The following is a 21,905-nucleotide window of genomic DNA, read 5'->3' as shown; positions in this document are numbered from 1 at the left end:
CGGGCCTGTCCGGCAGAAACAAGGTAAAGCAGCGGCGACATGGCCACGACGTTCAACTGGATATATCTCGGCGTCGCCGAGGACGCGAACGGCAATATCTACTACTTGGATTCCCAAGAGGGAAATTCGAGCATGGAGAATTACAACCTTCTCCAGAACGCCTCCGCCGGGTCCTCCACCGATCCGCTGTTCAGCCACATCACCGAAGCAACGCTGATCGACAATGGCGGCTCGAGTGGCGTTCTCGACACCAATAACAACACGTCCAACGACACGATCCGGACCGATATCGGGGACGGTCAGGGCGTGCGCGATTTCACCTATGACGGTCTGGTGGTCTACAACACGACGATCACCTACACCGACGGCACCACGGCGAATGTGCAATCGGTCCTCGTGCAGACCACGACGGGCGAAGTGTTCCTCGCGCCGGAACTGTCGAATAATGCAACCACGGCGGCCTATGAGGCCAAACCGATCCAGTCGATGATCATCGGCTCAGCGGTGAGCTATCAAAACACCAATCTTGCGCAGGATCGCTACGTCACCGGCTTCGACGACGGCTATGTCGACGGCACCGATAGCGCGGACCGGATCGACGTGAACTACGTCGAGCCGATCGCGAATGGCTCCGACCGCGTGGACAATAACGATGCGGGGCTCGCGGGCAGCAGCGGCAATGACGACTACATCCGCGCCTATGGTGGCAACGACACCGTGCTGGCCGGGCTCGGCAACGACACGGTCGATGGCGGCACGGGCGACGATTCGATCGATGGCGGGTCGGGCAACGACTCGCTGATCGGCGGAACCGGCAATGACACGCTCCTCGGCGGCAGCGGAAACGACACGCTCACCGGGAACGATGGCAACGATTCCCTCGATGGCGGCGCGGATAATGACTGGCTCGATGGCGGCATCGGTAACGACACGCTGATCGGCGGTCTCGGGAATGACCGGCTGATCGGCGGTGCGGGCAACGACTCGCTCGATGGCGGGGCGGGGACCGATACGCTCGATGGCGGCACAGGCAATGACACGCTGCATGGCGGTGCGGGCGGCGATATCCTCTCGGGCGGAACCGGGATGGACTATGTCGACTATTCCGACTCCGCGAGCGCGGTGAACATCAACCTCGGCGCGGGCACGGCCACGGGCGGCGATGCGACGGGCGATACGCTCAGCGGCGTCGACGGGATTTACGGCTCGGCGGGCAACGACACGCTGATCGGCTTCGACGGCGCCTCCTCGGACCCGACGGATGGCTACACCAACGTCTTCTACGGCAATGGCGGCGACGACTATATCGACGGCGCGGGCGCGGATGACATCCTCTACGGCGGCACGGGCAATGACACCGTGCTGGGCGGGTCGGGCAATGACTCGCTCTATGGCGACGCAGGCAATGACAGCCTCGTTGGCGGCACCGGCAACGACACGCTGTTCGGCGGCGACGGGAACGACGTTCTGCAAGGCGGCGCCGGCAGTGATCAGCTCTATGGCGGGGCGGGCAATGACACGCTCTCGGGCGGCGGCGGTGACACTCTCGTCGGTGGCGCGGATGCCGATAGGTTCATCGACCTCGTCCCTGGCGACACGATCGACGGCTCGGAGACGGGCGACGATTTCGATATCATCGACCTCAGCGACTGGGGCTGGGACAATGTCGCCGTCCATCGCGACGCGGCGAACCCGGAAAACGGCACGATCGATTTCTATGACGGCAATGGCGCGGTCGTCGGCACGGTCAACTTCTCGAATATCGAAAAGGTCATTCCCTGCTTCACGCCGGGCACCTTGATCGCAACACATAGCGGCGCCCGCGCGGTCGAAAGCCTGCAGGTCGGAGATCGCATCCTGACCCGCGACAGCGGCTTTCAGCCCATCCGCTGGATTGGCACCCGTGCGCTCAGCGCGGCGGAACTGCTGGCGAAGCCGGAATTCCGCTCCATCAAGATCGCACCGGGCGCGCTGGGCGCGAACCAGCCCGAGCGCGAGATGCGCGTCTCGCCGCAGCACCGCATCCTGCTGACCGGGCCGCGTGCGCAGCTGATCGCGGGCGAGCCGGAGGTGCTGGCCGCAGCGCGCCATCTTGTCGGACTGCCCGGGATCGAGATCGACGAAGAGGCCGAGGCGGTCACCTATATCCACGTGATGTTCGACAATCACGAGATCGTTTTCTCCGACGGGCTTTGGACCGAGAGCTTCCAGCCGGGGCAGGCGACGATGAACGATATGGATCAGGCGCAACGGGCCGAATTGCTCGCGCTGTTCCCCGAACTGGACGGCAAAGTCGAAAGCTACCTCGCCGCGCGGCCCAGCCTGAAACGCCACGAAGCCCGGATCATCGCGGCCGCCTGATGCGGCCCGAGCCACTTCCGCGTGACCTGCTTGCCCTTGCGTTCCCCCGCTCCGGATCGCTACAGGGGTTATTGACCCGTGGATCAATAAAAGGAGCGCGCTGCAATGCCTGACCTCGAAACCTCCCCCAAGGACGACAGCAAGCCGCGCCCGAATATCCTGATCCTGATGGTCGACCAGCTCAACGGGACGCTCTTTCCCGATGGTCCGGCGGAGTGGCTGCACACGCCCAACGTGCGCAAGCTGGCCGAGCGTTCCGTACGGTTCGAGAACGCCTATACCGGCTCGCCCTTATGCGCACCGGGGCGTGCGGCCTTCATGTCGGGCCAGCTTCCCTCGACCACGGGCGTCTATGACAACGCAGCCGAGTTCCGCTCTGACATTCCGACCTATGCCCACCACCTGCGCCGCGCGGGTTACCAGACCTGCCTCTCGGGCAAGATGCATTTCGTGGGCCCCGATCAGCTTCACGGCTTCGAAGAGCGACTGACCACCGATATCTACCCCGCCGATTTCGGCTGGACCCCGGATTACCGCAAGCCCGGCGAGCGGATCGATTGGTGGTATCACAACATGGGCTCGGTGACCGGGGCAGGGGTGGCCGAGATTTCCAACCAGATGGAATATGACGACAACGTCGCTCATGAAGCCAAGATGAAGCTCTACGATCTGGCGCGGGGCAACGATGCGCGCCCGTGGATGCTGACCGTCAGCTTTACCCATCCCCACGACCCCTACGTCGCGCGCAAGAAATACTGGGACCTCTACGAGGATTGCGACCATCTCGAACCCGAGGTTGGCACGATCCCTTACGAGGAGCAGGACAACCACTCGAAGCGGATTTTCGACGCCAATGACTGGCGCGAGTTCAATATCACGACCGAGGATATCCGTCGCTCGCGCCGCGCCTATTTCGCGAACCTCTCCTATCTCGACGACAAGATCGGCGAGCTGCTGCAGGTGCTCGAAGACACCCGGCAGGAGGCCACGATCCTCTTCGTCTCCGATCACGGCGACATGCTGGGCGCACGGGGGCTGTGGTTCAAGATGAGCTTCTACGAGGGCTCGTCCCGCGTGCCGCTGATGATCTCGGCGCCGGGGCTGGAGCCGGGGCTGGTCTCTGATCCGGTCTCGACGATCGACGTCACGCCGACGCTGTGTGATCTGGCGGGAATCTCGCTGGACGAGATCGCGCCATGGCTCGACGGGCATTCGCTGCTGCCGCAAGCCAAGCGCGAGCCCCGTAAAGAGGCGGTGGCGATGGAATATGCCGCCGAGGCGTCTTACGCGCCGCTCGTGAGCCTGCGCAAAGGGCGCTACAAGCTGAACCTGTGCAATCTCGATCCCGATCAGCTCTTCGACGTTGAGGCGGACCCGCATGAGTTGACCAACCTCGCAGGCGATCCCGCCCATGCCGAGGCCTATGCCGCGCTGAAGGCCGAAGCCGCCGCGCGCTGGGATCTGGATCGTTTCGACGCGGAGGTCCGGGCCAGTCAGGCGCGCCGCTGGGTCGTCTACGAGGCGCTCAGCCAGGGCGGCCAGTATCCGTGGGATTACCAGCCGCTCAAGAAAGCTTCCGAGGCCTATATGCGCAATCACATGGACCTTAACGTGCTGGAAGAAAACAAACGTTTCCCGCGCGGGGAGTAAGGGCGCACGGCCCGGGGCGTGCCAGCCCCGGGCCAATCCCTGGCGCCTTTCACTACCCCGTGAGCGCCTTTCCGGAACGCCGCGCCGCCCTAAGCTGTTGTCCAACCCAACAGGCAGACAGGAGATCGACCATGAGCGTTCCGACCCTCACCCTCAATGACGGCATCAAAATCCCGCAGCTGGGCCTCGGCGTCTGGAAGATGGACGATGCCGATGCGCCCGCCATCATCCAAAACGCTCTCGACGCGGGCTATCGCCATATCGACACCGCCGCCGCTTACGGCAACGAGGCGGGCGTGGGCCGCGGCATCGCGCAAAGCGGCGTGGCGCGCGAAGACATCTTCGTGACCTCGAAGCTCTGGAACGACCGGCAGGGCTATGACGAAACCAAGCGCGCCTTCGACGAGACGATGGGCAAGCTGGGCTTCGACTATCTCGACCTCTACCTGATCCACTGGCCGATGCCCGCCAAAGACAAATATGTCGAGACGTGGAAAGCGCTGATCGAGCTGCGCGACGCGGGCCGCATCCGCGCGATCGGCGTGTCGAACTTCCTGCCCGACCATCTCGAGCGGCTGATCGAGGAGACCGGCGAGGCGCCCGCGATCAACCAGATCGAGCTGCATCCGCGCTTCCAGCAGGCCGCGCAGCGCGAGGTGCATGAAAAGCTCGGCATCACCACCGAATGCTGGTCGCCGCTGGGGCAGGGCGAGGCGCTCGCGAACCCGATCCTGACCGAAATCGCGGCGCGCTATGGCAAGTCGGCGGCGCAGGTCACCCTTCGCTGGCAGATTCAGCTAGGTTGCGTGACGATCCCGAAATCCGCTAATCACGAGCGGATGCGCGAGAATATCGACGTGTTCGATTTCGAGTTGACCGAGGATGAGATGGCGCAGATCAAGGATATCGACAGCGCGGAAGGCCGGATCGGGCCGGACCCCGCCACCGCCGATTTCTGAGAGGGCCAATGGGCCATGCCACCCCGGCGACGCAGGCGCTGACCCGCGCCAAGCTCGCCTTCGAACTGCACGAATATGCCTATGAGGCCGGTCAAGATAAGATCGGCCTCCATGCGGCCGGTGCGCTCGGAGTGGAGCCTTCGCGGGTTCTCAAGACCCTGATGGTCGAGGTGGATGGCAAGCCCGCCTGCGCGGTGATCCCGTCTGACGCGACGCTGTCGATGAAGAAGGTGGCTGCGGCCTTCGGGGGCAAATCCGCGAAGATGATGGAGCCCGCCAAGGCCGAGAAGCTGACCGGGTTTCGCACCGGCGGCATCAGCCCCTTCGGGCAGAAACGCGCAAGCCCGGTGGCGTTTGAGCAGAGCGCGCTCGGCTACGAGACGATCATCCTGAACGGCGGCAAGCGTGGACTGATGATCGAACTTTGCCCCGCTGCGGCGCTGTCAGCCGCGCGGGCCGAGGCAAAGCCTCTCATCGCCGATCAGTGACCGCCCATGCCCTTGCGGATGCGCCGGATCATCAACCAGACCGCGAGGATCACGATCGGCGTTAGCCCCGCCATCATCAGCTCTTTGCTCAGCCCGATCTTCTTCGAGAGCGGATAGGCGAGATAGCCCGCGACCGAGATCGCATAATAGCTGATCGCGACCACCGACAGCCCCTCGACCGTGTGCTGCAGGCGCAGCTGCAGGTCCGATCGGCGATCCATGCTTTCCAGCACTTTCTGGTTCTGCGCCGAGCGTTCCACATCGACCCGCGTGCGCAAGAGCTCGCCCGCGCGCGCCGCCCGCGTCACCATCTGCTGTAGCCGCGTTTCGGCCGATTTGACCGTGCGCACCGCCGGATCGTAGCGACGAGCCATGAACTCGCTGAGCTTCTGTCGCCCCTCGAACCGGCTCTCGCGCAACGCCTCCACCCGCTCGCGCACGATCGCCTCATAGGCACCGGTCGCGGAGAAGCGGAAGGAATGCTGCACCGCGAGGCTCTCCAGTTCGGCCGAGATTTCCAGCAGGTCGTGCAGCGTCTCCTCGGCGGAATTGGCGTCATTGCCCATCCCGTCGACGATCTCGGTCAGGCGTGGGTCGAGCGCGTTGAGCCGCTTCGACAGGTCGCGCGCCCGCGCAAGCCCCAGCATCGACATCGCGCGATAGGTCTCCAGCTCGCAAAGCCGCTGCACCGTGCGCCCGATCCGCCCCGGCCCGGTGCCGGGGCGCGCGAAGACGGCAAAGCGCATCTGCCCGTTCGGGTCGATCCGGAAATCGCCCGCGACCACCGCCGCCCCGTCGAGCACCCAGGTGCACACAAGGCTTTCGGTGACGAACCATTGCTCCAGCAGCGGCGAGATGTCGTCGGGGTTCTCGGGCAGCTCCTCGATGCGGATCTGCACCGCTGCGATCCGTCCGCCGGGTGCCGCATCGATCCAGCTATCGGGGTAGATTTCGGTCTCCGCCGGGTCGAAGGCGCGCGACGACACGCCCTTGCCGAACGCGAGATATGTGGTGAATTCGGTATGGCTTTCCCATTTCAGCTCGTGGCGCCCGATCTTGCCGCCGTAATGGGTGATCACCGCCTTCGGCTGCGCCGCGCCATGGCGCGTCAGAAGATCGACGAGGTGATCGTGATCCTTGCTGCGGTCGCGATTGGCGGCATCGCGCGGCTCCTTGAAGGCGACATAGACCGCATGTCCCGGCACGCCCAGTTTCGGATAGGGGCGGGCGTGCAATTCATTCACAAGCGCATAGCGCTGGGGATGGTCGGGCAGGTGGGGCTTTGGATCGGCGGTCATCTCTCAAGTCTCACTCACGCGGGTGTTACCCTCTAGCTGCGGCGAAATTCCCCGCTGATCAAGCGTTTGACGGCATGCATCGGAATACCGGGCAAATCTGCCACAGCGCCGCGCGGACCGCGACGGGGCAGGGGGCGCTGCCCCCTCGGCCTGACGGCCTCACCCCCGGGATATTTGCGCCAAGGCGAAGGGCGAAGTGTTAAAACGGCACGTCGTCGGCATCGGCGGCGGGCACGACGAAGCTCGACAGCAGACGTTTCTCGCCCGCTTTGTCGAACTCGACCACCAGCTTGTCGCCTTCCGAGCCCATGACCTCGCCATAGCCGAACTTCTTGTGGAAGACCCGGTCGCCGATCTCGTAATCGCTCTCGCCCTTGGCGTCGATCATCATATGGCGGGCCTCGCGCGGTTGGCTGGTCCCGCGCGATTGCGCGTTTTGCAGCCGCCGCCAGCCCGGCGAGTTGTAGACATCGGCACGCGAGACGCGGTCTTCCATAGCCGAGGACCCGCCGAAGCCGCCCCCGTTCATGCCACCACCGTAGAGCCCCGGAGGCGTCAGCACGTCGATATGGGCGGGCGGCAATTCGTCGATGAAGCGCGAGGGCATCTGGCTTTGCCACTGGCCATAGACGCGCCGGTTGCCTGCGAAAGAGATCGTGCAGAGCTCCTCGGCGCGGGTGATGCCGACATAGGCCAGTCGGCGCTCTTCTTCGAGGCCCTTCAGGCCGCTTTCATCCATCGAGCGCTGCGACGGGAACAGCCCATCCTCCCAGCCCGGCAGGAAGACCACGGGGAATTCCAAGCCCTTGGCCGCGTGCAGCGTCATGATCGAGACCTTCTCCTCGGTCTCGGCCTTGTCGTTGTCCATGATCAGCGCGACGTGTTCGAGGAAGCCCTGCAGATTGTCGAACTGCTCCAGCGCCTTGACGAGTTCCTTGAGGTTCTCGAGCCGCCCCGGCGCTTCCGGCGTCTTGTCGTTCTGCCACATCTCGACATAGCCGGATTCCTCGAGGATCCGTTCGGCCAGACGCACATGGCTGAGGTCATTCGCGGGCGCCACACCATCCTCGGCGGGCTCGATCAGCAGGTCGTCATCTTCGGCCCGTGTCACGGCGGTCGCGGGCGAGGCCTGCACGACCTCCTCATGCCAGCGCGCGACGTTCTCGACGAAGAGCCGCAACTGCCCACCCGCCTTTCCTGACAGCGCGCCTTCGGCCACCAAGAGCCGCGCGCCGTCCAGAAGGCTCAGCCCGTTCTCGCGGGCGGCCACCTGAATGCGCTGCTGCGCCTTGTCGCCAAGGCCGCGCTTGGGCGTGTTGATGATCCGCTCGAAAGCCAGATCGTCATCGGGCGAGGTCACGAGGCGGAAATAGGCCATCGCGTCGCGAATCTCGAGCCGCTCGTAGAAGCGCGGGCCGCCGATCACGCGATAGGGTAGGCCGATGGTCAGGAACCGGTCCTCGAAAGCGCGCATCTGATGCGAGGCGCGCACGAGAATGGCCTGTGAATTCAGGCTGATGGGCGGGTTGCCGCGGGTCCCGCGCTGGATCGCCTCGACTTCTTCGCCGATCCAGCGAGCCTCTTCCTCACCATCCCAATGACCGATCAGGCGCACTTTCTCGCCGCCTTCGGCCTCGGTCCAGAGCTCCTTGCCCAGACGGCCTTCATTGGCCGTGATCAGCCCGGACGCGGCAGAGAGGATATGCGCGGTCGAGCGGTAATTCTGCTCCAGCCGGATCACCGCGGCGCCGGGAAAATCCTTCTCGAATTTCAGAATGTTGCCGACCTCGGCGCCACGCCAGCCATAGATCGACTGGTCGTCATCGCCCACGCAGCAGATGTTCTTGTGGCCCTGCGCGAGAAGCCGCAGCCACAGATATTGCGCGACGTTGGTATCCTGATACTCGTCGACGAGGATGTATTTGAACCAGCGCTGATATTGCGCAAGCACATCCCCGTGGGTCTGGAAGATCGTGACCATGTGCAGCAGCAGATCGCCGAAATCGACCGCGTTGAGCGTCTTCAGCCGCGCCTGATAGGCGGCGTAAAGCTCGGAGCCGCGATTGTCGAAAGCCGCCGTCTCGCGGCCCGAGACCTTTTCGGGCGTCAGCGCCTTGTTCTTCCAACCGTCGATGAGCCGAGCCAATTGCCGCGCGGGCCAACGCTTCTCGTCCATATTCGCCGCAACGATCAGCTGCTTGAGCAGCCGGATTTGGTCGTCCGTGTCGAGAATGGTGAAATTCGACTTGAGCCCCACCAGTTCGGCGTGGCGGCGCAACAGCTTCACGCAGACCGAGTGGAAGGTGCCGAGCCACGGCATCCCCTCGATCGCACCGCCCAGGTGGCGACCCACGCGCTCTTTCATTTCGCGCGCGGCCTTGTTGGTGAAGGTCACCGCCAGCACCTCGTTCGGGCGCGCGCGGCCGGTGTGGATCAGATGCGCGATCCGTGCGGTCAGCGCCGAGGTCTTGCCCGTGCCCGCGCCTGCCAGCATCAAGACCGGCCCGTCGAGCGTCTCGACGGCCTGGCGCTGCTGGGGGTTCAGTTTCTCGAGATACGGCGCGCTCCGCGCTTGCATGGCGCCCGCCATGGCACGTTGCGACAGGCTCGCAGCCCCTTCGTAAGGATCGTCGTCATCAGCCCAATTCATGGGAGGCAATCTAGCGGTTCGGCCTTCAGAGGGAAAGGGGCATGTTCAGCATCTGTTCGCCTGACGTGAGCTTCCGCGCCCGTCTTCGCTCTTGTGATAATATCCTGGGGGGGCCGCAGGGCGGGGGCAGAGCCCCCTGCACCAATTGCCCTGCGCGTCAACGCGGCGGGCACAGCGCCCTCTACCCGCTCTCAGCCCTGATGGATCAGCGTGGCGAACAGCTTCGGATCGACGCTGGCCGAGGCGAAGGTCTCGCCCTCGGTCAGCATGGCCACGGCGTCATGGCTGTGCAGGCTTTCCTGATGGCTGGCCACGATGCGGAAATCGCCGATCCGGGCATCCGCCAGAAGGCGCTCGGCGAAGGCGCGCACGGCATCCTCGACGAAGATCGGGTTGGCGGCGTTCAGTTCGGCGAAGGCCTGTTCGTCCTCGCGCTTGACCATGACCTGCGTCTCGGTCGGCACGGCGGCGCGGGCGAGATCGATCATATCCTCGAACCACAGCACCTCGCCCGGCTCGACCACGGCCGAGATCCGCGCGACGGAGCGCTGCGAATGGGGCGTCGCCAGCTGGCCACGGCTGGCGCGGGCATGTTCGGACAGCTCCAGCGAGCACGGGCAGGTCGAGGAATAGACGTAATCGAGATGGATCACCTTGGTGCGCACACCACCCGTCTCGATCAGTTCCAGCGCGATATCGTAATACTGCCAGCCTTCCAACCCGGAGCGCAGCGAGGGCCGCTTCACCGGGAAAGAAACCCGCATCATCAGACGGGCGTCGAAGCTCTCGAGATTATCCATGTAATCGTCGAGCGCGGCTTCCATCACCTCGAAGGAGAAGGTCTTCTCCGCGTGGACGTAGAAGCTGCGCATCACGCGGGACATGTTGATGCCCTTCTTCTCCGCTTCGAGGCTGACCGTCCCGGTGACCGACGCCTCCAGCGTCAGATCGCCATTGTCGCGGGTATGAAACCGCACCGGCAGGCGGAAATTCGAGATGCCGACATGTTCGATCCGGGTATGGGCGCCCACGATCAGCGAGGACGGGCCATTCTGGAGGTCGGGCATCGTCGCCTTGTAGGTCTCGTCCGCCTCGAAAGTCGCGTCATAGTCGCGGCTCAGATCGGGGTAGTTCGAGACCTCGTGGCCCGGCAGCAGCCGCGCGATCGCCGGATCGAGCTGTGCGACCTCGACCGGGTCGGCCTTCGCCGCCCATGCGCGCAGCACTTCGAGCGCGGCGCGGGCGTCGTCATTGTCGGGGGTCTCGATCCTGCCTTGCACGTTCATATCCTGTCCTCCGGTGCGCCCGGTCCCGCCAGATATGGGGTTTTTAGGGGCGATGTCCAAGACAATACGCCGGTTCGCGGCAATCGGTTCACCCCGTTCAGGCCGCGTCGAGCGCCCCCTTGATGTCAGCGATCAGATCGCCGCCGTCCTCGATGCCCATCGAAATGCGGATCAGACCGGGGGTAATCGCGATCGCCTCCCGCTCCTCTTCCGACAGATTCTTGTGGGTCGTCGTCGCCGGATGGGTCGCAATGGATTTCGCATCGCCGAGGTTGTTCGAAATCGACACGATCTGCAGCGCGTTGAGGAAGCGGAACGCCGCCTCCTTGCCGCCTTTCAGGTCGAGCGCGAGCATCGTGCCGCCCGAGCCCATCTGCTCCATCGCCAATGCATGTTGGGGATGATCCATCAGGCCGGGATAGACGGTGCGGGCGAGTTTCTCATGACCTGCCACGGCGCTGGCCACGGCCGCCGCGTTGGCCGCCTGCGCGCGCACCCGCAGATCGAGCGTCTGCAACCCGCTCAGCAGAACCCAGGCATGGAACGGGCTCATCGCGCCGCCGGTGTGCTTCACGTAAGTTTCCAGCGGACCGCGGATATACTCTTTCGAACCCAGCACGACACCGCCGAGCACGCGCCCGCCGCCATCGATATGCTTGGTCGCGGAATAGACGATCACATCTGCGCCAAGTTCCACTGCACGCGAGAAAATCGGCGAGGCGAAGACGTTGTCGACCACCACCGTCGCGCCGCCCTCATGGGCGATCTTCACGATGCCCGCGACATCCATCACTTCGAGGCCGGGATTCGAGACGCTCTCGAAGAAGCAGACCTTCGTCTCGGGGCGCATCGCGGCGCGCCACGCGTCGCGATCGGTGCCGTCGACCAGCGTCACATCCACACCGAAGCCCTGAAGCACTTTCAGCACATGCAGGCAGGAGCCGAACATCTGGCGCGCGGCCACGATGTGATCGCCCGCCTTCACGAGGCAGGTCAGCGCGCCGTTGATCGCGGCCATACCGGAGGCACAGGCGAAGGCGTCTTCGGTGCCTTCGATCGAGGCCATCCGGTCTTCGAACATGCGCGTGGTGGGGTTGCCGTAGCGGGCATAGATGAACTCATCGTCGGAGGCGTTGAGGAACCGCGCCTCGGCGGCTTCGGCCGAGGGATAGGCGAAGCCCTGCGTCAGGAACATCGCCTCGGCCAACTCGCCATATTGGCTGCGGCGAATGCCGTCATGGACGAGTTTGGTGCGGGTCTTGCGCTCGGTCATCGGGGCCTCCTGCGGCGGTCTGTCGCGGCTTGAGGCTGCGATAGCGCGCAGGCGGCGTAGGGTCAACGCATAGCGGTGATGTCCCATTCGCACAAAACGGACGGCGCCCGGCGTGGCGCATTCCACTCCCTGCCGCTGCAGGCTCACGCGAGGGCACGGGAACTTTCCGACGAAAAGCCGCGTTCGGATTAGAACAACAACCCGCGCCTGCGCTCCTCCCCCGAGGCCCAAATGCCGCTTCTCAAGGTCCATGCCAGCTCCGAGCTGCCCGCCGATGTCATCGCTCAGGCGCGCGCGCTGCCGGAGGGTGCCCCGGTCGTCTTGATGATCCACGGCTACGGCTATGCGGCGGGCGTCGAGGGGCGCGATCCCTATCAGCATATCTTCGCGATGGAGCCGAGCTTCAATCTGCATACCGCGATCAGCTGGCCGCGCGCGCTCGGCTTCGACGGGAGCAATCCGGGCGAAGGGCTGGGCATCGCGTTCAGCTGGCAATCGACGGGGCGGCTGACCCGGATCTACGACATGGCCGAGATCGCCGCACAGCGCCTTGCCCGTCTGATCGGTGCGCTTCATGCGGCGACCGGACGTCCGGTGGGCATCATCGGCCATTCGATGGGCGCGCGGGTCGCGCTGCGGGCGCTGCGCCATGCCCATGCAGGGCAAGTGGCGCGGATGGTACTGCTGGCCGCCGCGGAATTCCAGAGCCGCGCCGAGGAGGCGATGGCGAGCCCGGCGGGCCGCAGCTGCGAGGTGCTCAACGTCACCAGCCGCGACAATGACCTGTTCGATTTCCTGTTCGAGTGGGGCGTCGCGGGCGGGCGCGAGCGGTCTTTGGGAAATGGCCTGTCGCAGCCCATGCGCAACTGGCTCGATCTGCAGATCGACGCGCCCGAGGTGATCGAGGTTCTCGAAGATCTCGGCTACGCCGTCGCCCCGCCTGCGAAACGCGTGTGCCATTTCGCCTGCTACATGCGCGAAGGGCTGTTCGACCTTTACCGTCAAGTGCTGCGCCAGCCCGACCGACTGCCGCTTCCCTTTCTCGCCGAAGCGCTACCTAAGGCGCAAGACCCCCGCTGGTCGCGCCTGTTTGCGCGTCCGCGCACACCGGGTTTCGCCTTGCCCTCGTTTCAGCGAGCAGCAAAGTAGAGCGGAACCTGCCGCCTAACCTGACGGAGACCCCATGATCGACCTCTATTTTTGGCCCACGCCGAACGGCTGGAAAATTTCCATCGCGCTCGAAGAGATGGGCCTGCCCTACGAGACCCACCTGGTAAATATCGGCAAGGGCGAGCAATTCGAGCCGGAATTCCTGAAAATCTCGCCCAACAACCGGATGCCCGCGATCATCGACCGCGACGGCCCGGATGGCGAACCTGTCTCGATCTTCGAAAGCGGCGCGATCCTGCAATATCTCGCCCGCAAGACCGGCCAGTTCTACGGCGAGACCGAGCGCGACCGGATCGCGGTCGATGAATGGCTGTTCTGGCAGGTCGGCGGGCTGGGCCCGATGGCTGGTCAGGCGCACCACTTCCTGAAATACGCGCCCAAGCTCGAGCCGCCGCAGGACCTGCCCTATGCGAAGGATCGCTACCGCGCCGAGACGGGGCGGCTCTATGGCGTGATGGACCGCCGTCTGGCCGAGACCCGTTACCTCGCGGGCGATTTCTACTCGATCGCGGATATGGCGTCCTGGGGCTGGGCCTCGCTTTGGGAAGGGCAGGAGCAGACGCTCGACGACAAGCCGAACCTGAAGCGCTGGCTCGACGAAGTCGGCGAACGCCCGGGCGTCAAAGCGGGCCGCGCCCTGTCTGCCGATGAGCGCAGCGACAATTCGAGCCGCGAAGCGCAGAAGCATCTCTTCAAGCGCTGAAAGCCGGACCCAAGACATGAAAAAGGGCGCCTCACCGGGCGCCCTTTTGCTTTGATTGATCAGGACTGGATCAGTTGATCGTCAGGTCCAGCGTGATCTCGCAGTTCAGAAGTTTCGAGATCGGGCAGCCTTCCTTGGCGCCCTCGGCCGCCTTGCGGATGGCCTCTTCGTCGCCGGTGCCCTTCACGGTCGAGGTCAGCGCGGATTTCTTCACCGCGAAGCCGTCGCCCTCCTTGTCGAGCGAAATTTCCGCCTTGGTGTCGATCACGACATCCGAGACACCTGCCTGCTCGAGCTGAAGCGACAGCGCCATCGAGAAGCAGGACGCGTGAGCCGCGCCGATCAATTCCTCGGGATTCGAACCGGGCTCATCCTCGAACCGGGTGTTGAAACCGTAGGGCTGCGACTTTAGCGCGCCGCTCTCGGTCGAAATCGTGCCTTTGCCGCCCTTGATGGTGCCTTCCCAATGGGCCGATGCGTGCTTGCGGATCATGAATCCCTCCTATGCGTTGCATTCGCGGAGACAACGAGACGGAGGGCCAGTTGTTCCGCCTCACCGCCCGCGCCCCACCAGCCTATCATATTCCTGAATGGCGAAGCGGTCCGTCATCCCGGCCACGTAATCGAGCACGACCCGCGCCAGCGCCTGCTTCGATTCGGGCCGCGTGCAGTCGCCGCCGAGGATGCGCGCGCGGGAGACTTCCTGCTGCCACTCCTCGGGCAGAAGCTCCGGGCGTTCCATGAACAGCGGGAACAGCGCGTTGATCATTTCGGTCACGCGCTTGCGCTCCACCACCACGGAGGGCGCGCGATACATGCGCTCGAACAGGAATTGCTTGAGCACCTTGAGGCTTTGATAAAGCGGCTTCGAGAAGCGGATGATCGGCCCGTCCATCTGCCGGATATCATCGACCGATTGCGGCCCGAGCGAGGTCAGACGGTTCTCAGCCACCGCGATCACGTCCTCGACCATCACGCCGAAGACCCGGCGCAGCGCCTCGTGCTGGCGGCGCGTGCGGTCGAGACCGGGATGCAGCTTGTCCACCTCGGCGAAACAGGCTCCGATCACCGGCAATTCGCACAGATCGTCCTCGTCGAAGAGCCCCGCGCGCAGGCCGTCATGCAGATCGTGGTGGTTATAGGCCACGTCATCGGCCACGGCCGCCACCTGCGCCTCGGCGCTGGCGTTGGTCTCCAGCTCCAGATCCCAGGCCGCATCGACCTCGGCCAGCGCATAGGGCAGCTCCTCACGGCTCGGGAAGCTGTGCGAGCCGCCCTTGTCGGAAATTGCGGGCCCGTTGTGCTTGGCGATACCTTCCAGCGTCTCCCAGGTCAGGTTCAGCCCGTCGAAGCCCGCGTAATGCTTCTCCAGCTTGGTCACGATCCGCAGCGCCTGCGCATTGTGATCGAAGCCCCCATAGGGCTTCATCAGCTCGGCCAGCGCGTCCTCGCCCGTATGCCCGAAGGGCGGATGGCCCAGATCATGCGCCAGCGCCACCGCCTCGGCCAGATCGGTGTTCAGCCCGAGCGTCCCCGCGATAGTGCGCGCCACCTGCGCCACCTCGATCGTGTGGGTCAGGCGCGTGCGGTAATAATCGCCCTCATGTTCGACGAAGACCTGCGTCTTGTGCTTGAGCCGTCGGAAGGCTGAGGAGTGGATGATCCGGTCCCGATCGCGCTGGAATGGCGAGCGGAAAGTGGACATGCTTTCGGGGTGAAGCCGCCCGCGGCTCTCGCCGGGCTGGCAGGCATAGGGCTTGAGCACTGGTAAAACCTCGTCTTGTCGGCACGCTTCGGCCCTCCTATATCTCGGATGTGACGGAAATACAGGCCCCGTGGGGTCAGGAAGGCCAATCCGATGCAACTCCCTCCGAAAGTGACCGAGCGCGCCTTTGCGCGTCTGGCGGAAATCAATGAAGGTCGCGAAGCGCCGCAAGCGCTGCGCGTGGCCGTCGAGGGCGGCGGCTGTTCCGGTTTTCAGTATGATATCAAGCTCGAAGAGACGCCTGCCGGCGACGACATCGTGCTTGAAGGCGCGGGCCAGAAGGTGCTGATCGACCCGGTCTCGCTGCCCTTCCTCGAGAACGCCACGATCGACTTCACCGAAGAACTGATCGGCGCGCGCTTCGTGATCGAGAACCCGAATGCATCCAGCTCCTGCGGCTGCGGCGTCTCCTTCGCGATGTAACGATGCAGGCGATGCGCCTTGTCTGAAAGGCGCATCCTCGCTTCCTCTTGATATAAATATCCCCGCCGGAGGCTCCCTTCCTCCGGCGTCACTCCTCCAGTGGCAATTTGCGAAAATCGAACCCATCTTCCAGCGTCGGCTTGATCACATCGAAATAGGGCGAGAGATCAAAATCGCGCGGCGTGAACAGCGACGAGTGCCGGATATGCAGGATCTCCCCCTGGCTGTCGGCGCTGCCCATCTCGATATCGGGCAGGATCGGGTAATGGACCGAATGAAACGCCTCGGCGATCACGGTCGAACAGATCGCCCGCGTCGGATCGCCCGATCCCAAAGCCAGCATCCGCCGCCGAAACCGATGCGGCACAGGCGGGCGCGGCAGAAGATAGCGCACGAGGTCGATCACGTTCTTCAGATCGTATTGCCGCCCGACGGCGCTCTGCATGTAGTCGATCACCTCTTCCAGCCGATCATGCCCAAGCCCCACGGGGCGGCAGATGCGGGTGTTGAGATGCGCATAGGCCGCAAGCCCCGCGATCCGCACGCCTGCCTCCAGATCGGCCTCGATCAGCTCGCCGCCGGGCGGACCGCCCGAATAGAAGGCGGCATGGGACCATGTGGAATGAGTGAGATATTTGATCGCCGCCGAGATCCGCCGATCGCCCTCGACCAGAAGCACATCGCCGGGACGCAGCGTGGCGCGCAGCGCGCGGGTCGGGATCACGCCGAAGGGCTGGTAGAAGCGGGTCTGCTTTTGCAGGAACCGCGCCATTCTCTTACCGGACATCCGAGACAGCTGCGCCATGATCTCCTCCTTGCTCAGAGGTAGGTCCGACGCGCGCTGCTGCACAGCTCAGGCGCAGAGATGTGATTTTCGTTACCTGGCGCGCGATGCGCCTGCGCTTATTTCGGCGGCAGCGGCCCGCCCATATCGAGCCCGGTATCCATCGCCGCCGCGCGCGCCTTCTCGATCCGCGCCCAAAGGGTGGGGTCTTCCTCGCCCTGCGGCCAGACGCCCGTCAGCGCAAAGCGGAAGCGCGCGGAATGGCGCGCCTCGCGCTCGATCCGGTCGATGAACTCCGCGCCATGTTCCGCCACCAGATCCTCCAGCGGACCGGCGGCGAGCATCACCACCTGCCAGATCGTCGTAGCCCCCGTCAGCGCCTTGCGGATGAAAGTCCAGAGCACCTCGGGATATTCGCGCAGCTCGAACACACAGAGCACCGACCACGGAAACTCCTCGCCCTCGGGCTCCTCGGCATTGTCGGCGAGCCACAGATCGACCAGCGCCTCGACCGTGCGCACGTCTTCCGGAGCACTGGCCTCATTGCACAGGATCGAAACGAGTTCGGGGGGAAGGGGGGTGGTCATTGCATCATTTCCTTGGTCGCCGACAGCGTCACGCCTTCATAGTCGCGCTCGACCCGGTCGATGTCCCATTGCAGGCGCGTGAGGAACACCACGTCGCCGTCGTGATCATAAGAGATGTGCTGCTTGTTGGCGTTGACCAGCTTCTCGACCGCCGCCTTGTCGCCCAACACCCAACGGGCGGAGGTGAATTGCGAGGCCTCGAACCGCACGGGGATGCCGTATTCCTGCTCGATCCGGCTCGCCAGCACCTCGAATTGCAGCGCGCCCACGACGCCCACGATGAAGCCCGAGCCGATCGCGGGCTTGAACACCTTGGCCGCGCCCTCTTCGGCGAATTGCATCAGCGCCTTCTCCAGATGCTTGCCCTTCATCGGGTCGGTCGCGCGCACCGATTGCAGCAGTTCCGGCGCAAAGCTCGGGATGCCGGTGAAGCGCAGCGCCTCGCCTTCGGTCAGCGCGTCACCGATGCGCAATTGCCCGTGGTTTGGAATACCGATGATATCGCCGCCCCAGGCCTCTTCCGCCAGTTCGCGGTCGGCGGCGAGGAACAGAACCGGGTTCGACACGGCCATCTGCTTTTTCGAGCGCACATGCAGCAGCTTCTGCCCGCGCGTGAAATGCCCCGAAACCAGACGCACGAAGGCCACGCGGTCGCGGTGCTTGGGGTCCATATTCGCCTGCACCTTGAAGACGAAGCCCGCGACTTTCTTCTCCTCGGGCGCCACATCGCGCCCGGCAGATTTGAAGACCTCCGGCTCGGGCCCGAATTCGCCGATCCCGTCCATCAATTCCTTCACGCCGAAGCTGTTGATCGCGGAGCCGAACCAGATCGGGGTCAGGTGCCCTTCGAGAAAGCTCTGGCGGTCGAAAGCGGGCAGCAGCTCGCGCGCCATTTCGACCTCTTCTTTCAGCTTTTCGAGCTGATCGGCGGGCACATGTTCAGCCAGTTTCGGGTCGTCCAGACCGGAGATCTTGATCGATTCCGCCACCTTGTTGCGGTCCGCGCGGTCCATCAGCTCCAGCCGGTCGTGCAGCATGTCGTAGCAACCGAGGAAATCCCGGCCCATCCCGATCGGCCAGCTTGCCGGGGCCACGTCGATCGCGAGGTTTTCCTGAATCTCGTCGATGATCTCGAACGTGTCGCGGCTCTCGCGGTCCATCTTGTTACAGAAGGTCAGGATCGGCAGGTCGCGCAACCGGCAAACCTCGAAGAGCTTGCGGGTCTGGCTCTCCACGCCCTTCGCGCCGTCGATCACCATGATCGCCGCGTCGACCGCCGTCAGCGTCCGGTAGGTATCTTCGGAGAAATCCGAGTGGCCGGGCGTGTCCACGAGGTTGTAGCGGAAGTCGCGATACTCGAAGGACATGGCCGAGGCCGAGACCGAAATCCCGCGATCCTGTTCCATCTTCATGAAGTCAGAACGCGTCCGCCGCGCCTCGCCCTTGGCACGCACCTGCCCCGCCATCTGAATGGCGCCGCCGAAAAGCAGGAACTTCTCGGTCAAGGTGGTCTTGCCCGCATCTGGATGCGAGATGATCGCGAAGGTGCGGCGACGGGCGATTTCGGGCGGGAGCGCGGGACGGTTCATCATGCGCGCTCGTTTAGCCTGCCCGCGCGCGCCTTGCAATCGCGGCGATGGGGCTTGAAACGGATACGGCGCTGGGTGCAGCGCCCCCCTCACGCCAACGCCTTAGCTCACCAGACCCGGCACCGGCAGCCCGGCCGATTGCCAGAGCAGCACGAAGTTCAGCCCGAGCACCATGAGCGCCCCCAGCACCGCGAGCCACAGAACCGGCCCGCGCAGGGCGAACTTGCCCATGATGTCGCTGCGCCGTGCGAAGATCAGCAGCGCGATCATCGGGACGGGCAGGGCGATCGACAGCACGACCTGGCTCATCACCAGCGCGTCGGTCGTGTTTACCCCCAGCCAGACGACGACGAAGGCGGGCGCCATCGTGATGACCCGGCGAAGCCAGACCGGGATGCGACGGCGGATGAAGCCCTGCATGATCATCTGGCCTGCCATCGTGCCGACGACCGAGGAGGAAACCCCCGAGGCGATCAGCGAGGTCAGGAAGGCTGCCGCCGCGAACCCGCCCAAGAGCGGCGTCAAGGTGTGATAGGCGGTCTCGATCTCGGCGACTTCGGAATGGCCCGCATGGAAGGCCGAGGCCGCCATGATCACCATTGCCATATTGACCATGCCCGCAATCGCGAGGGCGATGATCACCTCGCGGTTGGAGAACTTCACCAGCCGCGCCTTCTGCACCGGGTCCCGCGTCAGGGCGCGGTTCTGCGTCAGGCCGGAATGGAGGAAAATCGCATGCGGCATCACGGTCGCGCCGATGATGCCCACCGAGATCGTCAGCGCCGTCGCGTCAGGCATCGAGGGGGCGAACATCCCCGCCACGGCCCCGGACCAGTCGACCGGCGCCACGAACATCTCGGCGAGGTAGCAGGCCCCGATCAGCGCCACGAGCGCGCCGATCACGATCTCCATCGGGCGGAAGCCGCCGCGCTCGAACATCAAGATCGCATAGGTGACGACGGCGGTGACGCCCATCCCCCAGATCAGCGGCCAGCCGAACAGGAGCGAAAGCCCCAGCGCGCCGCCCAGAAACTCCGCCAGATCGGTCGCCATCGCCGCGATCTCCGAGACGATCCACATCGCAATCGTCACAGGTTTCGAGAAATTCTCGCGCGAGAGTTCTGCGAGGTTTTTGCCGGTGACGATGCCCACGCGCGCCGAGATCGCCTGAAACAGCATCGCAATCAGGTTCGCCCCCAGCACGACCCACAAAAGCGCATAGCCATAGCCCGCGCCCGCCTGAATATTCGTCGCGTAATTGCCCGGGTCCATATAGGCGACCGAGGCGATGACGGCTGGCCCGAAGAACAACAGATACCCGCCGCGTCGGTTGCCCGACAGCACAGCCTCCATCGCCGTGCGGGTGCGGCTCGTCATGTTTTCCTTGCGGGTTAGTTCAGTCATGGGGCCCTCGTTTATGCTGCTCCTGCGAAATGTAGCCTTGGCTACAAGATTCGCAAGTGGCTAATTTTCGTTGACAGCACAACACGCGCCGCGCGAAGCTTTGCTTGGCATATCGGGCACGACACGTTATCCGGTCCGCTCTGGAAATGGTGCCCGAAAGGCCCCGACCGGTATTGAGACAAAGACCGTCAAGGCAGGCGAATGACTGACACCGATCCCTCCCAGATCAAAGGGTTCAACCGGGCCCGAGAGCGTGCGGCGCGCGCGCTTTTGGAAGACTATGTCGAGATGATCGCTGATCTGACGGCGGAATTCGGCGAGGCACGGATCACCGAGATCGCGGCGCGACTCGGGGTGGCCCATCCGACCGCGACGAAAGCCGTGGCGCGGCTCAAACGCGAAGGGCTGGCCGTGTCGCGGCCCTATCGCGGGGTGTTTCTCACGGAGACTGGGGAGGCGCTGGCCGATCAGGTACGTGAACGGCACCGGACCGTTGTGGCTCTGCTGCGCGCCGTGGGCGTGCCGGAAGAGGTCGCGGAGATCGACGCCGAAGGGATCGAGCACCATGTCTCGTCGCGCACGCTGGAGGCGTTCGAGGCCTTCCTCGCGTCAAAGGCTGGCAAATAGCTCCGACAGCCGTTCGGCCTCGCCGGCAAGGCCCCAGGGCGGATTCACGATAAACATCCCAGAGCCGATCATGCCGTGGCCCTCGCGGGCGGGCGGGAATCGAACCTCATGGCTTAGCGCTTCGGGGAAGTCGCGGCGCAGGGTGCGGACCATCGTCTCGTGTGCGCCCGAGGCGAGCATCGGATACCAGAGCGCGATGATCCCGACATTCCATTTCTTCGCGATATGGCCGATCAGCTTCGGCATCGCCGTGTAATCGGCCTTCTCCTCGAAGCTCGGATCGATCAGCATCATTCCGCGACGCGGGGTCGGGGGCGTCAGCGCCAGCGCCATTTCGCGGCCGTCGGCCTTGTGCAGGACCGCGCCGCTTCGCCGCGTGGCCGTGCGCAGGGCGGAAAACTCCTGCGGGTGCAATTCACATAGCTGAATCGTGTCCATCGGCCGCAACAGCGCCTGCGCCACCAAAGGCGAACCCGGATAAGCTTGCGCGCCGTGCTGCGCACGCACAGCGGCCAGCGCGCGCATATAGGGATGATTGGGTGCGAACCAGCCCAAGCCTTCCACCCGTGCAATCCCGGCCGCTGCCTCGCCGGTCTTCGCGGCCTCCGCACCGTCAAGCGCATAAAGCCCGCGCCCGGCATGGGTTTCGAGATAGCTCAGCGGCTTGTCCTTGCGCGTCAGGTAATCGAGCGCGGAGGCAAGCAGCGCGTGCTTGTGCACATCGGCCAGATTTCCGGCGTGATAGGCGTGTTGGTAAGACAGCATCGGTTCGGTCTCCTTGCGCCCTTCCTGCCGGTCGGCGCGCGCGAGGGCAATGCTCTTCTTCTCGAGAGAAACATCCCGGGGGCGCGCTAAGCGCGCGGGGCAGCGCCCCTCCTTCGGGTCAGC

19 protein-coding genes are annotated in these 21,905 nt (G+C 64.5%); 8 read left to right on the top strand and 11 right to left on the bottom strand.

Translation table 11 applies throughout. The annotated features are described in order from the left end of the window. The first annotated feature begins 39 nt into the window (after positions 1-39). The 4 genes from BMI86_RS02325 to ybaK all read left to right on the top strand — a co-directional run bounded on the left by BMI86_RS02325 (position 40) and on the right by ybaK (position 5,458). Positions 40-2,361 (top strand): Hint domain-containing protein, encoded by a 2,322-nt coding sequence (locus BMI86_RS02325; protein ID WP_281480091.1) that lies wholly within the window; start codon positions 40-42, stop codon positions 2,359-2,361. Between the two features lie 105 nt (positions 2,362-2,466). Beyond that, complete coding sequence (gene betC, locus BMI86_RS02320) at positions 2,467-4,011, top strand: choline-sulfatase (RefSeq protein WP_078539586.1); 1,545 nt, start codon at positions 2,467-2,469, stop codon at positions 4,009-4,011. Between the two features lie 131 nt (positions 4,012-4,142). Then, on the top strand, positions 4,143-4,970 hold the full coding sequence (locus BMI86_RS02315) for an aldo/keto reductase (protein ID WP_078539585.1): 828 nt from the start codon (positions 4,143-4,145) through the stop codon (positions 4,968-4,970). A gap of 8 nt (positions 4,971-4,978) precedes the next feature. After that, positions 4,979-5,458, top strand: a complete 480-nt coding sequence (ybaK, locus tag BMI86_RS02310) for a Cys-tRNA(Pro) deacylase (protein WP_078539584.1) — start codon at positions 4,979-4,981, stop codon at positions 5,456-5,458. Here the strand turns inward: ybaK and BMI86_RS02305 are convergent. The 4 genes from BMI86_RS02305 to BMI86_RS02290 form a co-directional block, all read right to left on the bottom strand. Beyond that, on the bottom strand, positions 5,452-6,756 hold the full coding sequence (locus BMI86_RS02305) for a DUF3422 domain-containing protein (protein WP_078539583.1): 1,305 nt from the start codon (positions 6,754-6,756) through the stop codon (positions 5,452-5,454). The genes ybaK and BMI86_RS02305 overlap by 7 nt on opposite strands. Before the next feature lie 199 nt (positions 6,757-6,955). Next, complete coding sequence (locus BMI86_RS02300) at positions 6,956-9,406, bottom strand: UvrD-helicase domain-containing protein (protein ID WP_078539582.1); 2,451 nt, start codon at positions 9,404-9,406, stop codon at positions 6,956-6,958. 191 nt (positions 9,407-9,597) lie between these two features. Next, positions 9,598-10,692, bottom strand: coding sequence for a GTP cyclohydrolase FolE2 (gene folE2 / locus BMI86_RS02295; RefSeq protein ID WP_078539581.1), 1,095 nt, complete (start codon positions 10,690-10,692; stop codon positions 9,598-9,600). Positions 10,693-10,789: 97 nt separating this feature from the next. Further along, the gene (locus BMI86_RS02290; RefSeq protein WP_078539580.1) at positions 10,790-11,965 is read right to left on the bottom strand and encodes an aminotransferase class I/II-fold pyridoxal phosphate-dependent enzyme; all 1,176 of its coding nucleotides are present in this window, start codon (positions 11,963-11,965) and stop codon (positions 10,790-10,792) included. 231 nt (positions 11,966-12,196) lie between these two features. Between BMI86_RS02290 and BMI86_RS02285 the strand changes: the two genes are divergently transcribed. Together BMI86_RS02285 and BMI86_RS02280 are read left to right on the top strand one after the other, a co-directional pair. Continuing rightward, positions 12,197-13,114 (top strand): alpha/beta fold hydrolase, encoded by a 918-nt coding sequence (locus tag BMI86_RS02285; protein ID WP_078539579.1) that lies wholly within the window; start codon positions 12,197-12,199, stop codon positions 13,112-13,114. Between the two features lie 34 nt (positions 13,115-13,148). After that, positions 13,149-13,838: a glutathione S-transferase N-terminal domain-containing protein gene (locus BMI86_RS02280; protein ID WP_078539578.1), complete on the top strand. Its 690-nt coding sequence runs from the start codon at positions 13,149-13,151 to the stop codon at positions 13,836-13,838. Positions 13,839-13,908: 70 nt separating this feature from the next. Here the strand turns inward: BMI86_RS02280 and BMI86_RS02275 are convergent, their stop codons facing one another. Continuing rightward, positions 13,909-14,331, bottom strand: a complete 423-nt coding sequence (locus BMI86_RS02275; RefSeq protein WP_078519483.1) for an OsmC family protein — start codon at positions 14,329-14,331, stop codon at positions 13,909-13,911. Positions 14,332-14,391: 60 nt separating this feature from the next. Further along, complete coding sequence (locus tag BMI86_RS02270) at positions 14,392-15,603, bottom strand: deoxyguanosinetriphosphate triphosphohydrolase (RefSeq protein ID WP_078539577.1); 1,212 nt, start codon at positions 15,601-15,603, stop codon at positions 14,392-14,394. A gap of 93 nt (positions 15,604-15,696) precedes the next feature. Here BMI86_RS02270 and BMI86_RS02265 point away from each other — a divergent pair, with 93 nt between their 5' ends. Further along, positions 15,697-16,026: an iron-sulfur cluster assembly accessory protein gene (locus BMI86_RS02265; RefSeq protein ID WP_078519481.1), complete on the top strand. Its 330-nt coding sequence runs from the start codon at positions 15,697-15,699 to the stop codon at positions 16,024-16,026. Between the two features lie 88 nt (positions 16,027-16,114). Here BMI86_RS02265 and BMI86_RS02260 read toward each other — a convergent pair whose 3' ends face one another. From BMI86_RS02260 to BMI86_RS02245, 4 genes are all read right to left on the bottom strand, one after another. Next, positions 16,115-16,831, bottom strand: a complete 717-nt coding sequence (locus BMI86_RS02260; protein ID WP_078519480.1) for a lipo-like protein — start codon at positions 16,829-16,831, stop codon at positions 16,115-16,117. 98 nt (positions 16,832-16,929) lie between these two features. After that, positions 16,930-17,397 carry a DUF6869 domain-containing protein gene (locus tag BMI86_RS02255; RefSeq protein ID WP_078539576.1) on the bottom strand — a complete coding sequence of 156 codons (468 nt, stop codon included), beginning with the start codon at positions 17,395-17,397 and terminating at the stop codon, positions 16,930-16,932. Then, positions 17,394-18,989, bottom strand: a complete 1,596-nt coding sequence (locus BMI86_RS02250) for a peptide chain release factor 3 (protein WP_078539575.1) — start codon at positions 18,987-18,989, stop codon at positions 17,394-17,396. The genes BMI86_RS02255 and BMI86_RS02250 overlap by 4 nt, the downstream gene beginning before the upstream one ends. A 99-nt stretch (positions 18,990-19,088) precedes the next feature. Beyond that, positions 19,089-20,390 (bottom strand): Nramp family divalent metal transporter, encoded by a 1,302-nt coding sequence (locus tag BMI86_RS02245; RefSeq protein WP_078539574.1) that lies wholly within the window; start codon positions 20,388-20,390, stop codon positions 19,089-19,091. A 201-nt stretch (positions 20,391-20,591) separates the two neighbouring features. Between BMI86_RS02245 and mntR the strand changes: the two genes are divergently transcribed. Next, the gene (gene mntR / locus BMI86_RS02240) at positions 20,592-21,017 is read left to right on the top strand and encodes a manganese-binding transcriptional regulator MntR (protein ID WP_078519476.1); all 426 of its coding nucleotides are present in this window, start codon (positions 20,592-20,594) and stop codon (positions 21,015-21,017) included. On the opposite strand, the gene rlmJ is transcribed toward mntR, so the two are convergent. Continuing rightward, positions 21,000-21,782 (bottom strand): 23S rRNA (adenine(2030)-N(6))-methyltransferase RlmJ, encoded by a 783-nt coding sequence (rlmJ, locus tag BMI86_RS02235; RefSeq protein WP_078539573.1) that lies wholly within the window; start codon positions 21,780-21,782, stop codon positions 21,000-21,002. The genes mntR and rlmJ overlap by 18 nt on opposite strands. Positions 21,783-21,905 lie beyond the last annotated feature (123 nt).

The organism is Thioclava sp. DLFJ5-1 (assembly GCF_002020115.1).
In the GTDB taxonomy this organism is placed as follows: Bacteria; Pseudomonadota; Alphaproteobacteria; order Rhodobacterales; family Rhodobacteraceae; genus Thioclava; species Thioclava sediminum.
The sequence above is the reverse complement of the archived record's forward strand: the minus strand, read 5'-3'. Positions and strand labels throughout refer to the sequence as shown.